This window comes from Hymenobacter sp. UYP22 (assembly GCF_040547285.1).
Taxonomy (GTDB): domain Bacteria; phylum Bacteroidota; class Bacteroidia; order Cytophagales; family Hymenobacteraceae; genus Hymenobacter.
In genome coordinates this window covers 117826-129937 of record NZ_JBEPPK010000005.1, presented here as the reverse complement: position 1 = coordinate 129937, position 12112 = coordinate 117826, and the positions used below count along the sequence as shown (strand labels likewise).

Genomic DNA, 12112 nt, shown 5'->3' with positions numbered 1-12112 from the left:
TATGTATAAATGACTTGAAGTGCAATAAACAAAACCGGCCGGCTCCTCTGCAGGAGCCGGCCGGTTTTATTACTGGGCGAATCTACTTACTCGCTTTTCTTCTTCGAGTCTTTCGGCTCATCGTCGTTGAAGCAGTTAAAAAACAACATCCTCGTACAACTCCTTCATAGCCAACTCCACGCCCACGCTCGGCAGTGTGACTGTACCAGACGGGTCCAGAATTTCGGTGAGTGTCCACTGGCCGGTGTCGGTGCGGGAGTATAGCTCGGCCCGAATGCTGCGGGAATCAATCAGCAGGTAATCCTTCACCGATTCAATGCTGCGGTAACGCATGAATTTGCCGCTCCGGTCATAGTCGGCTGTAGAGTCGGATAGCACTTCCACGATGACTACTGGATTTAGCAGAAGATCGAGTTTACCGCTTTGCTGAATTTCCGGTTTGCCGCATAAAATCAGAGAGTCGGGGTACAGATAGGTGCCGGTAAGCGGTATGTACACCCGCATGTCACTGCCGAATACCCGGCAGCTTTTCCCGCGTAGCTGATTACCCAGTTGAAAAGTGGCGTTGCTGGTGATGATATTGTGCGGCAACGAGGCCCCGGACATGGCCTGTACGTCGTACATGCCCTGCATGTCGGGATGGCCCCAGGGGTAAATCTGGCCATCCACAAACTCGTGCTTAAAGTCGGAGGCGTACTCCATAGCCAAGTATTCCTCTTCGGTATAGCGGCGCTTACGGGGTGATTCCATGACGGTCAGGGGTTTCTCAAAGCTACAAAAAACGGCCGGCCCCTCTGTAGGAACCGGCCGTTTTCAGTTAACGCTCAGGCAAATTACTCGCCCTGCTTCTTCGAATCCTTGGATTCGTCGTCGTTTTGCTCGGGCGCTTCTTCAGGCCGCTCGTCGCTGGCCAAGTTGGGCGTCTCGCCGCTCTTGCTTACCGAGAAGGTCAGTTCGTCCGCGCCGGCCGTGTAGTCGGCGGTGATGACGTCACCCTGAGCAATTTCAGCCTTCAGGATTTCCTCGGCAATCGGGTCCTCGATGTACTTCTGGATGGCCCGGTTCAGCGGACGTGCGCCGTACTTGGGGTCGTAGCCTTTCTCGGCCACGAAGTCCTTGGCGGCATCGGTCAACTCCACGCGGTAACCCAGCGTCTGGATGCGGCCCAGCAGTTTGCTGAGGCTGATGTCGATGATCTTGTGGATATCGGCTTTCTCCAGCGAGTTGAACACCACCACGTCGTCCAGACGGTTCAGGAACTCGGGCGAGAAGGTTTTGCGCAGGGCGTTGGTGATGGTGCCCTTCGTCAGCTCGTCCATGTTCTCCTGCCGGGCCTTGGTACCGAAACCGATACCAGCACCAAAGTCTTGCAGGTCACGCGCCCCGATGTTTGAGGTCATGATGATAATGGTGTTGCGGAAGTCCACCTTGCGACCCAGACCGTCGGTCAGGATACCGTCGTCCAGCACCTGCAGCAGCAGGTTGTACACGTCCGGGTGCGCTTTCTCAATCTCATCAAGCAGGATAACCGAATACGGCTTGCGGCGGATTTTTTCCGTCAGCTGACCGCCCTCCTCATACCCTACGTAGCCGGGAGGCGCACCCACTAGGCGCGAGATGCTGAATTTCTCCATGTACTCCGACATGTCAATCCGCACCAGCGAATCTTCCTTGTCGAAAAGGTAAGTGGCCAGCACCTTCGCCAGCTCTGTTTTACCTACGCCCGTTGGGCCCAGGAATACGAAGGAACCGATAGGCTTCTTGGGGTCCTTCAGGCCGACGCGGGTCCGCTGGATGGCTTTTACCAACTGCTGGATGGCCTTGTCCTGACCGATTACCTTGCCTTTCAACTCCTCGCCCATGTTCAGGAGCTTGGAGCTTTCCTTCTGGGCCACGCGCGAAACGGGAATGCCGGTCATCATGGCAATAACCTCGGCCACGTTTTCCTCCTTCACAGTGTAGCGCTTCTTCTTGGTCTCCTCCTCCCAGTCCTTCTTGGCCTGGTCGAGCTGATCAATGAGCTTCTTCTCCGTGTCGCGGAGCTTAGCAGCCTCCTCGTACTTCTGCGACTTCACCACGCGGTTTTTCTCGCCCTTGATATTCTCAATCTGCTCTTCGAGCTTGAGAATATCCTCGGGCACCACGATGTTGTTGATGTGCACGCGGGCGCCAGCCTCGTCGAGAATGTCGATGGCCTTGTCGGGCAGAAACCGGTCCGACATGTAGCGGTCCGACAGCTTCACGCAGGCCTCAATGGCCTTGTCGGTATACACCACGTGGTGGTGGTCCTGGTACTTGTCCTTGATGTTATTCAGGATTTCTATCGTCTCCTCTGGCGTGGTGGGGTCCACCATCACCATCTGGAAACGACGGGCCAGGGCACCATCCTTCTCAATGTACTGACGGTACTCGTCGAGGGTGGTAGCGCCGATGCATTGGATTTCGCCGCGGGCCAGGGCCGGCTTGAACATGTTGGAGGCATCCAGCGAGCCGGAGGCGCCGCCAGCACCCACAATCGTGTGCAGCTCGTCAATGAACAGGATAACATCGGGCGACTTCTCCAGTTCGTTCATCACGGCTTTCATGCGCTCCTCAAACTGGCCGCGGTATTTGGTACCGGCTACCAGAGAGGCAAGATCCAAGGTAACTACCCGCTTGCCAAACAGCACGCGTGATACTTTCTTCTGGATGATGCGCAGGGCGAGGCCCTCGGCAATGGCCGTTTTACCAACGCCCGGCTCACCGATGAGGATGGGGTTGTTCTTCTTGCGGCGCGAGAGAATCTGAGCAACGCGCTCAATCTCCTTTTCGCGGCCCACAATGGGGTCGAGCTTGTCTTCCTCGGCCAGTTTGGTCAGGTCGCGGCCAAAATTGTCGAGTACCGGAGTGCGCGACTTCTCGTTGCCTTTTTTAGGAGCAGCGCCGGCACCGGCACCGCTACGGCCCTGGCCACTACCGCCAAAGAGGCGGTCATTATCGTCGTCGTCGGCCTCGGGGCCGGAGGTGGGGTTGTTCGCCGTGTTACCGTGGTAGTCCAGCGAATCACGTACGGATTCGTAGTTCACGTTGAATTTGCTCAGGATTTGGGACGAAATATTATCCTCATCACGCAGAATCGAGAGGAGCAGGTGCTCCGTGCCGATAATTTCGCTCTTGAAGATCTTGGCCTCGAGGTAGGTAATCTTGAGGACTTTCTCGGTTTGCTTCGTCAGCGGAATCGAGCCGGTGATGCTCGTGCCTTGTGTGGCAGTATTGCGGGTGGCCTGCTCCAGGGCATATTTAAGCTCCTCCACCGATACACCCAATTTCTTGAGCAGACCAATGGCGGTGCCTTCCCCTTCGCGAATCATACCCAGCAATAGATGCTCCGTGCCGATATAGTCGTGCCCGAGCCGGATGGCCTCTTCCCGGCTCAGGGAGATGACCTCCTTGACTCTATTTGAGAATTTAGCTTCCATGCAGATAAGGTAGTGAAGAAAAACGGTACCCCGCAAAACTCAAATGAAGTAGCTTTGCGGGTTGGGCCGATATAACCTGAAAACAGATTGAGTCGGGCGTTGGTTCGGGGCGACAGGTACACTACGCAAGAAAACTGCCGGCGGCCGGACCCTGCATAAAGAGCAGGTCTAAGATGCTGAGTCCCGGTACAAAATCTTTACCAAAGCTCTGCGTGTAGGGCTGGCCCGACGTCCTGTCAGGTTCGGCAGCGGCTTTTGGTGTCAGCCAGTCGCGCCGGTCCAGTAAGAGGGTAGGAGTGGTGGCAGGTGGCAGATACTCGGTGGTCAGGTGGATAGGCAGGCGCAGGCGCAGGCAGCGGAAATAAAAGTGCAGCAGGGCCGTGTTCAGCTCAAACAAGTGGGGGAGCTTCTGCGCGTAGATATCGTGCAGATAATCGGCGTAATACTCAAAATACGGGGTACCGCCGTAAGCGGTTTGCAGGGTGCGCCAGTGGCGGTGCACCCAGTTCTGGCGGTAGTCGATTTCAATGGCGGAAGTGAGTACTTTTTCGCTGCGGTTGCCATCAATTACGGGCACCGTGAGGGCCTGCACGCCCTGGGCCGTGAGGATAAGGCACCGGTTGCGGTAGGTTTGCTTGTGGTAATGGTCCTGGGTTTCCAGCCACAGGGCATCAGCTCCTAACAATGCTGAAAAGAATGCTGTGGGCGGATTATACTGGGACTCGAACAGAACGGCAGGCATAGAGCAAGGGAAATGCCCAAAAACCGGGCAGAGAGGGTAAAAACACGAGGACAAATAAACAGCGCGGAGCGTATTGCCAGTGCTGGACTACAAAGGCCAGGTTCTGTTTTCCGGCAATGACAGAGCCGGGAATCAAAGTAGGATACTGGGAATGTAACGCTTACGCGCGGCGTAGTGTTAGCGTAAGAATCAGCCGAAAACGTGCACTTTTGCACGGCCAAAGGCTGAAAGTAGATACTGCCAAACAGGTTTATTTTCCCGCCAATCTGACACTATGCCGTTGCCTCTCCGATTTCTGCCGCTTGCTTTTCTCCTGTTTATGGGAGCGGCGCATGCCCAAGTTCACCAGCTGCAGCTGGATGTGGCCCGCTTCCGGAGCGAGGACGTGGCCATAAAAGGGGGCGTGGTGGAAGTGTATGCCACCGTAGCCGGCAAGCATTTGACGTATCAGAAGCGTGGGCCGAAAATGTACCAGGCCGGCGCCACCGTAACGCTGGAAGCCGTGCGCGCTGATGGCGTGGCCGTGTACCAGGAAACCGTAACGCTGAAGCCCCCGGTACTGCGCGATACTACGGCGGCCATCAAGAACCCCATCAGCTTCCAGAAACGCCTGAACCTGCCTGAGGGCCGCTACACGCTACGTGGACACCTGAAGGACCAGTATCGTACCGGCTCCACCGACATTGTGGAGCTGCCCTTGGTGTTGGAATTTGCAAGTACCAAGCCCGCCATGAGTGACCTGGTGCTCTTGCTGAAACCAGCCAGTCGCTCGGCGGTAGAGGCCAACACCTTTATACGGAACAATTTGAGCCTTACCCGCGCTCCGGGGGGCTTGTACGCCCGAGGCCAGGATAAGCTGTTTTTTTACTCGGAGCTGTATAATATTGCTCCCGGCCAAGCCATTACCCTGCGTTACCGCTTGCGCGCTGCCAAAGCGACCAAGGATGCGGTCAGTGGGCAGGGGGCGGTACAAGGTGCCGATGGACGCCCAACGGTGCTTACTGGGGAACTGGATATGAGCAAGCTGCCCGCTGGTAGCTACGCGCTAACCGTAGAAGCACGCAACGCAAAAAATCAGGTGGTATCAACCCAAACCATTACCGTGCGCCGTGACCCGGCCGATTACGCCCCGGCTGGGGCCGTTATGCCCCGATGAACAGTACTTCCCCCGTTTCCAAGCCTTATCCGTGGTATTACCGGCCGCTGGAGTGGCTGTTGCTAGGTTTGGCCCATTTGCCGCTGAGCGTTTTGTACGTGCTGGGGCGCGGCATCTATGTATTGATGGCCTACGTGGTGCGCTACCGCAAGCGGGTAGTGCTGGAAAATCTGCGCAACTCCTTCCCGGAAAAATCGGCGGCTGAAATAGACCAGCTGGCTCAGCAGTTTTACTGGCACTTCGCGCAGGTGATGGTCGAAACCATTAAGCTGGCAGCCATGCCGGCCGCGGAGCTGAAAAAACGGGTGCTGTTCCGTAACCCCGAGGTGCTGGAGCGGCATTTCGCGGCCGGGCGCACGGTGCTGGGGTTATCCTCGCACGCGGGCAACTGGGAATGGGTGCTGACTTCAGGGGCCGTGTGGTTATCGGCCCACGCCGACGGGGTGTATAAGCCGCTCAGCAACCCGTTTTTTGAGCGTTTTTTGTACCGGCTACGCACCCGCACGGGGGCCGGCCTGATACCCATGCGGGACACTCTGCGGGACATGCTGCAGCACAAAGGAGAAGTGCGGGTAGTGAGTATGCTCTCCGACCAGGCCGCCGGCCCCGAGGACCGGCCCTATTGGACAACCTTTATGCACCAGGAGGCGGGATTTTATACCAGCAATGAGCGGCTGGCCACCCGGTTCCGCTGCCCGGTGGTGTACGTGAGCATCCGGCGTATGCGGCGCGGCTACTACGAAATACTCCTGACCGAGCTGTACGACGGCGACGCGCCCCTGGAACCCAACACCTTTCCTATTACCGCCGCTTTTGTGCAGCAGCTTGAGCACGATATTCGGCTGTATCCGGCCGATTACCTCTGGACGCACCGCCGCTGGAAGCACAAGCGGCAAGGGTAAAATTGCGAAGGGTGAATGTTGTGAGAGAGTATAACCTCCTTTTACAACTTCACCCTTCGCAATTTTGCCCTTGTTACAAATACTGCTCAATATCACCGGCACCCTGGCGGATGATTTCGAAATCCTCATTGGTACAGTCAACTACTGTGCTGGCGATGTTGTTACCGTAGCCGCCATCAATTACCAAGTCTACCAACGGGCGGTATTTCTCGAAAATGAGGTCGGGGTCGGTGCTGTACTCTAGAATCTCGTCGTCGTCGCGGATGGAGGTACTCACGATGGGGTTGCCGAGGCCCTGCACCAGTTGAATGCAAATCTGATTATCCGGCACCCGGATGCCCACGGTTTTGCGTTTTGCGCCCCCGTAGCGTGGGGCCTTGGTACTAGCCTCGAAAATGAACGTAAACGGCCCCGGTAGAGCTTTTTTCAGCACTTTGTATACAGGCGTGGTGATGCCGTTGGCGTAGTCGGTAATGTGCGAAAGGTCGGAGCAGATGAAGGACAAGTTGGCTTTGTCGGGCTGGATGCCTTTCAAGCGGCATAGTTTTTCTACCGCTTTGGCATTGTGAATATCGCACCCCAGCCCATAAATCGTATCGGTGGGGTAAATAACGAGCCCTCCGTTGCGAATGATATCAACAGCTTGCTGAATGCGGTTTTGGGGCGGATTGTCAGGGTGAATGCGGAGCAACGTGGCAGCCATGGCAGAAGAGCGGAAGGATAGGTGAGAATTCGGCCCCGGCACCGGCGGTGGCGGGACGGTTAAGGTACTAGCTGAGAAAATAGAGTGATACTGTTTTCGGGAAAAAGCGTTGTGAAGTTGTGGATTTCGCCTATTTAGGTAGTAACCAATGATATAAAAAAAGTCCCCAGCCAGACGGCCGGGGACTTTTGACAATCCTATACTGAGTAGCACTTGCTACTACTGCTTCACGAAGGAACGTGTTACGCTACCATCTTTGGTAGTCAGGCGTACCGAGTACACCCCGCCTTTTAGCGTATGTACATCAACTGTGGCAGTTTCCTGCGTAACTATGGCAGTTTGTACGCGCTGTCCTAAAGCATTAAAAATCTCCAAGGAAGCACCACGGCCTTGGCTACCTACGATTACCGTGAGGCGGTTAGCAGTAGGGTTAGGATAAAGAACTACAGCTTTAGCGAAAGCCGGTTCACGTTGCTTCAACACAATGTCGGCCAAGCTGCGAGGAGCAATCTGGTAACCTTCTGTAAAGGGCGTAGAGCCGTCGAACTGGCTGCCGATGCCGCTAACTGAGAACGAGCCTACCGGGGCTGGCGTGTTGTATAAGGTAGTACCCCGGTAAATGCGCAGTTGATAGGCAATACCGTTCGGGCCGGTTACATCCACATTATAGCCTGAGGCAGTGGAATTTGTAACCCACTGAGCAGGATCAACTGTGGTAAGCGGGCCGGGAATACGGATCAATTCCGACTCTTCAGCTTCGGTGAGGGCCGTAGTCACAACACGGGGTTGATAGAGACGGGTAGCACGGCCTTTAGGCGTAATGCTCGTGAGATTAATTTGGGTAAGGCCATTGAACTGGCCCAGCGTGCCAACAACTTCTACCGAGTCACCTTCTGCTAGGGTGTTAGTGCCAATATTGGCAGATGCAAACAAACCTACACCACCGGTATTATCAATGAGGGTGATCTGATAGCCCGCTGTGCGCAGGTTGGTACCGTACACCGTGCCGCGGGCCGATACCGTCTGGCCATTCAGCGTGGGCACGCCGGCGGCATCATTAGCCGTGAGCGTGGCAATGGGCGTGACCGGTGGTACGTCGTTGTCGGTGATGGTGATGGTGTACGTGCCGGTACCAACAGTGGCCGCGCCAGCAGGCAGCACGTTGCGCAACGTCAGTGCTATGGTTTCGGAAGGCTCAACCACCGCGTCATCCACAATCGTGATGGTGGCGTTTTGGGTGGTAGTACCTGCTGGGAACGTTAGCGTCTGCGTTGTGAAGGTGTAGTCCGCTGGCGAGGTGGCCGTGCCAGGCGCTGTGCCAACGGCTACTTCTACCGTTACGGCTTGCGTGCTAGCAGCACTCAACGTCACCGGAATTTGCAAAACGCCAGCGCTTTCCGCTACCGTAGCCGTAGCCGAGTTGAATGATACTGTGGGGGCTGTGGGGGCTGTTGTAGCCGCAGACAACGTGAAATCGTCGAGGGCCAACAGGGCATCTGCGCCGGCATCATTAGTATCTTTCCACCGAATCCAGATAGTGGAACCCGCCGCCCAAGTAATGGGGAACGTGGCCGTAATAGCCGCCGAGTTTGCCGGATCGTTGCCATTTAGCGTGGCGGGAGTGGTAGCAACAGTACCAAGCTCCCGGATATCAAGGGCTGATACAGCAGTCCAAGTACCCGTGCTGAGGCTAGTAGCATCGGTGCTGTACTCAAATGCGAGGCTTTCCACCAGCACGTTTTCACCGGAGCGCCACTGCTCCGCACGTCCGGAAAGCGTCAAGCGGCTGATAGCTGCTCCACTCTGATTGGTGAAAGCTGCGCCAAAGGCAGGAACAGTGCTGTTTGAGGAGATGCTGCCAAGTGCACGGTCAGAATTGGTACCCGTAATAGCGCCCGCATTGTACGTAGTGCCAGCGTTGCTGTTATCGGCCTGTACGGCCATCGTCAGCACTGCATTCAACGTGCCAGTGCCAGCCAGTCGAATACCCGACCATCCGTCCGGATACGTGGTGCCAGTAGCTGTTAAGCCGTCGAAGTTCTGGTTATAAGTAGCACCGGTGAATGCCACGGGAGTAACCGTTTGGGCCTGGGCCGTAGCAGCCAAGCCGCCCAGGGCTGCCAGTAGTGCCATGCGCTGCCGCCAGGAAGTGTAAGTTTGCTTCATAAGAAGAGAAGGGGGATTGAAGGAAAGGATTACGTGAACAGACTCAGCTTTTGGGAAAAGGTTGGTGCTGTGGTACAGCCGCGGAAACCGCGTACTTTTGGGCCACAAAGCTACCCCCGATTACGGAGCCGCCCCAATAGCCGGCTGGTGTAGCAATGTTACCGTTTTGTTACCACTTCCCGCCTCATGGCTAAAACTCGCATCGACTACAAGGCTAACGCCACCCGGCGCCGCAACCGTTTCTCCTACACGGTGGGCATATTGGGGCTCATTCTCATTACGTTTTCCTATTACTTCTACCAGGTGTTTTTCACGCCCAACGTGGAAACCAAGGGCAAGCGCACCTACGTGCTCATCCCGCGCGGAGCCGACTGGAAAACGGCCCTCGGCCGCGTGGAGAAAACCGGGGCAATAGTCGATAAGATGTCCTTGCACTTTGTGGCCCGCATCATGAAGTACGACCAGCCGGGGGCCGTGAAGCCCGGTAACTATGAGCTGAAAGAAGGCCTGACCAACCGCCAGCTTATTAACGTGCTGAAAAGTGGCTCCCAGTCGCCGTTGCAGCTCACCTTCAATACCGTACGGTTGCGCCGGGATTTGGTGGAGCGCCTGGCCGCGCAGGTAGATGTGCAGCCCCGCACCCTCGACTCCCTGCTGCGTAGCCCCGCCTATACCCGCAGCCTGGGCTTTGATACTACCTCGGTGCTCACCATGTTCATCCCGAACACCTACGAGCTGTACTGGAACACCTCCGCCGATAACCTCATGCAGCGCATGAAAAAGGAGTACGAGAAGTTCTGGACGCCCGCCCGCGACACCAAGCGCAAAGCCCTGGGCCTCACCCGGGCCGAGGTAAGTACCCTAGCCAGTATTGTGGAAGCCGAGCAACAGCAGCACGCCGATGAGCGGCCCCGCGTGGCCGGCGTGTACCTCAACCGCCTCAAGCGCGGCATGAAGCTCCAGGCCGACCCCACCGTGGTGTACGCCAACGGCGACTTTGGTATTAAGCGGGTGCTCAACGTGCACCTTACCAAAGACTCCCCCTATAACACCTATAAGTACGGCGGCCTGCCGCCCGGCCCCATCAACCTGCCCAGCATTGCCAGCATTGATGCCGTGCTCAACCCCGAAAGCCACGACTACCTCTATTTCTGCGCCAAGGAAGACTTCAGCGGCTACCACGCCTTCGCCCGCAACGAGCAGGAGCACCTGGTAAACGCCCGCCGCTACCAGGCCGCCCTCACCCGCAGTGGCATTATGAAATAGGATTCTGGTTTTTGGTTGGTAGTTCTTGGTTTTTGGCCCCGGGCCGTATCCAAAACTCCAAAAACCAAAAACCACCAACCAAAAACTAACCTATGTACTCTTCCGACACCCAGATCCGCGTGCGGTACGCCGAAACCGACCAGATGGGCTACGTGTACCACGGCAACTACGCGGCCTACTTTGAAGTGTGCCGCACCGAGGCCTTCCGGCAGTTGGGCATCAGCTACAAGGCCCTGGAGGCCGATGGCGTGGGCATGCCGGTAGGGGAGATACGCACCCGCTTCCGCCGCCCCGCCCGCTACGATGACCTACTCACAGTACGCCTGCTGCTCAAGCAGCCCGCCGAGGGCTCCCGGGTATTATTCGAGTACGAAATCTATAACGAGGCGCAGGAGCTGCTCACGGAAGGCCACACGCTAATGGTGTTTGTGAGCATGGCTACTGGCCGACCCGTACCCATTCCGCAGGCCATTGCTGCCAAGCTGGCGCCTTACTTCACCGACGAGGAAACGGCCGGGCCCCTGACTCCGCCCAAAGCCCCGGTAGACGCACCGGCCCCGGCCGCGTTTCTGAAATAGTGTAGTTGAGTGGCGAGGTAATGGAGTAATTTTTTTCAGCCCCCACGGCGCATATTGTTCCGCCAGAACGGTTACTCAGTTACTCCGCTGCTCAGTTATTTCCTCATGCGTATTCCCGTTCGTCGTTATCATTTGCCTGATGTGCGCCGCCGCCGTAGTGTGCGCCGCGCCATTGTGTTCCTGAAACAGCTGCGGTTTGCCGGTGGTAAGGCTTCGGTGTATGATGTGGTTGACCGGCTGTTGCAGGAAATAAAGCTGGATGGCATTGCCAAGCGGGCCAGCTACATGGCCTTCAACCTCACCATTGCCATTTTTCCGACCATCATCTTCCTGTTTACGCTCATTCCCTACATTCCCGTTCCCAACCTGAACATCGACATCCTGCAGTTCCTGGCCGATCTGATTCCGCGGGAAATGTACGCGGCCATATCCGGCACCATCGAGGATATTGTGAACATTCCGCACGGGGGGTTGCTGTCTTTTGGTTTTGCCACGGCCCTGGTGCTCAGTTCTAATGGCATTATGGCCTTGCTGGATGCCTTTGAGAAGAAGTACCCCTCTTTCAAGAAGCGCACCTACCTGCGCAAACGCGTAATTGCCACGCTGCTTACGGTGGTGCTGTCCTCGGTGCTGCTATTTGCGGTGGCGGGTATCTTCTTTGGTACCTACATCATTGATGCGCTGGTATTTCAGGAAATCGTGCCCGAATCCATGACCGACCAGCTTACCAGCGTGTTGCGCTACGGCTCCGTCACCGGCCTGTTTCTGCTTACTACCTGCCTGGTATACTACTACGTGCCGCCCGTGCATGATAAATGGCCGTTTGTCTCGGCGGGGGCAGTGGTTGCCACGCTGCTCATCTTCGCGGTATCCTTCCTGTTTATCCTCTACGTCAAGATTTTCGACAGCTATAACCACTTTTACGGCTCCATTGGCACGTTGGTGGGCTTTATGGTGTGGCTGGATTTCGTGTGCATGACCCTGATTCTGGGGTTCGAGATTAACGTGAGCATCGACGCGGTAACTGGCCGCCTAAAGCGCCCAGCCGTTCTGCGGAAAGCCTAAAAACGTATTGAGAATAAATAATTTGTACCTGAAAATGAGGAATTAAGAGGGTGTCCTCAGAAAAAAAGGCCGGAGT

General features: G+C 56.3%; 10 protein-coding genes. 5 read left to right on the top strand and 5 right to left on the bottom strand.

Annotated elements, in window-relative coordinates; translation table 11 throughout:
- Positions 1–135: 135 nt before the first annotated feature.
- The 3 genes from ABIB60_RS10800 to ABIB60_RS10790 all read right to left on the bottom strand — a co-directional run bounded on the left by ABIB60_RS10800 (position 136) and on the right by ABIB60_RS10790 (position 4200).
- The gene (locus tag ABIB60_RS10800; protein WP_354579796.1) at positions 136–750 is read right to left on the bottom strand and encodes a Uma2 family endonuclease; all 615 of its coding nucleotides are present in this window, start codon (positions 748–750) and stop codon (positions 136–138) included.
- A gap of 83 nt (positions 751–833) precedes the next feature.
- Entirely contained in the window at positions 834–3458 is a 2625-nt protein-coding gene (locus tag ABIB60_RS10795; protein ID WP_354579795.1) for an ATP-dependent Clp protease ATP-binding subunit, read from the bottom strand.
- Between the two features lie 121 nt (positions 3459–3579).
- A complete protein-coding gene (locus ABIB60_RS10790) occupies positions 3580–4200 on the bottom strand; it encodes a WbqC family protein (RefSeq protein ID WP_354579794.1) in 621 nt (206 codons plus the stop codon).
- A gap of 274 nt (positions 4201–4474) precedes the next feature.
- Here ABIB60_RS10790 and ABIB60_RS10785 point away from each other — a divergent pair, with 274 nt between their 5' ends.
- Positions 4475–5356, top strand: a complete 882-nt coding sequence (locus ABIB60_RS10785; protein ID WP_354579792.1) for a hypothetical protein — start codon at positions 4475–4477, stop codon at positions 5354–5356.
- The gene (locus tag ABIB60_RS10780) at positions 5353–6258 is read left to right on the top strand and encodes a lysophospholipid acyltransferase family protein (RefSeq protein ID WP_354579791.1); all 906 of its coding nucleotides are present in this window, start codon (positions 5353–5355) and stop codon (positions 6256–6258) included. Before ABIB60_RS10785 ends, ABIB60_RS10780 begins: the two co-directional genes overlap by 4 nt.
- A gap of 73 nt (positions 6259–6331) precedes the next feature.
- Here ABIB60_RS10780 and ABIB60_RS10775 read toward each other — a convergent pair whose 3' ends face one another.
- Positions 6332–6961: an L-threonylcarbamoyladenylate synthase gene (locus ABIB60_RS10775; protein WP_354579789.1), complete on the bottom strand. Its 630-nt coding sequence runs from the start codon at positions 6959–6961 to the stop codon at positions 6332–6334.
- Between the two features lie 219 nt (positions 6962–7180).
- A complete protein-coding gene (locus ABIB60_RS10770; RefSeq protein ID WP_354579787.1) occupies positions 7181–9127 on the bottom strand; it encodes a Calx-beta domain-containing protein in 1947 nt (648 codons plus the stop codon).
- A gap of 186 nt (positions 9128–9313) precedes the next feature.
- Here ABIB60_RS10770 and mltG point away from each other — a divergent pair, with 186 nt between their 5' ends.
- The 3 genes from mltG to ABIB60_RS10755 all read left to right on the top strand — a co-directional run bounded on the left by mltG (position 9314) and on the right by ABIB60_RS10755 (position 12036).
- Complete coding sequence (gene mltG / locus ABIB60_RS10765) at positions 9314–10393, top strand: endolytic transglycosylase MltG (protein WP_354579785.1); 1080 nt, start codon at positions 9314–9316, stop codon at positions 10391–10393.
- Between the two features lie 92 nt (positions 10394–10485).
- Positions 10486–10971, top strand: coding sequence for an acyl-CoA thioesterase (locus ABIB60_RS10760; protein ID WP_354579784.1), 486 nt, complete (start codon positions 10486–10488; stop codon positions 10969–10971).
- A gap of 105 nt (positions 10972–11076) precedes the next feature.
- Entirely contained in the window at positions 11077–12036 is a 960-nt protein-coding gene (locus ABIB60_RS10755) for a YihY/virulence factor BrkB family protein (protein WP_354579783.1), read from the top strand.
- The last annotated feature ends 76 nt before the right edge of the window (positions 12037–12112 follow it).

What these genes read in the sequence shown, in the direction of transcription:
- ABIB60_RS10795 (WP_354579795.1), bottom strand. Translation starts at nt 3,458, where the DNA reads ATGGAAGCTAAATTCTCAAATAGAGTCAAGGAGGTCATCTCCCTGAGC.
- ABIB60_RS10760 (WP_354579784.1), top strand. Translation starts at nt 10,486, where the DNA reads ATGTACTCTTCCGACACCCAGATCCGCGTGCGGTACGCCGAAACCGAC.
- ABIB60_RS10780 (WP_354579791.1), top strand. Translation starts at nt 5,353, where the DNA reads ATGAACAGTACTTCCCCCGTTTCCAAGCCTTATCCGTGGTATTACCGG.
- mltG (WP_354579785.1), top strand. Translation starts at nt 9,314, where the DNA reads ATGGCTAAAACTCGCATCGACTACAAGGCTAACGCCACCCGGCGCCGC.
- ABIB60_RS10785 (WP_354579792.1), top strand. Translation starts at nt 4,475, where the DNA reads ATGCCGTTGCCTCTCCGATTTCTGCCGCTTGCTTTTCTCCTGTTTATG.
- ABIB60_RS10800 (WP_354579796.1), bottom strand. Translation starts at nt 750, where the DNA reads ATGGAATCACCCCGTAAGCGCCGCTATACCGAAGAGGAATACTTGGCT.
- ABIB60_RS10755 (WP_354579783.1), top strand. Translation starts at nt 11,077, where the DNA reads ATGCGTATTCCCGTTCGTCGTTATCATTTGCCTGATGTGCGCCGCCGC.
- ABIB60_RS10775 (WP_354579789.1), bottom strand. Translation starts at nt 6,961, where the DNA reads ATGGCTGCCACGTTGCTCCGCATTCACCCTGACAATCCGCCCCAAAAC.
- ABIB60_RS10770 (WP_354579787.1), bottom strand. Translation starts at nt 9,127, where the DNA reads ATGAAGCAAACTTACACTTCCTGGCGGCAGCGCATGGCACTACTGGCA.
- ABIB60_RS10790 (WP_354579794.1), bottom strand. Translation starts at nt 4,200, where the DNA reads ATGCCTGCCGTTCTGTTCGAGTCCCAGTATAATCCGCCCACAGCATTC.